This is a genomic window from Nocardioides sp. CPCC 206348, assembly GCF_048654705.1.
Classification (GTDB): domain Bacteria; phylum Actinomycetota; class Actinomycetes; order Propionibacteriales; family Nocardioidaceae; genus Nocardioides.
In genome coordinates this window covers 5,373-5,574 of record NZ_JBMCZA010000203.1, presented here as the reverse complement: position 1 = coordinate 5,574, position 202 = coordinate 5,373, and positions in this window count along the sequence as shown.

Here is a 202-nt window from a genome sequence, read left to right as displayed (position 1 = left end):
GCGGCAGCGTCGATGAGCGCGCGCAGCGTGGCGCGCTCGCCAGACGGAAGCCCCATGTCCATGGCCGCATCCTCCCTTGCGCCGAGCCACTGCGTGGCGGAATTCGCGAGACCGGTCACAACGATCCGGTTCTGCCCGGAGGTGGTACAGGGCGATTGTCATAGCCCTCACCAACTCCTGTCGTTGAGCCCGCATGGGCACC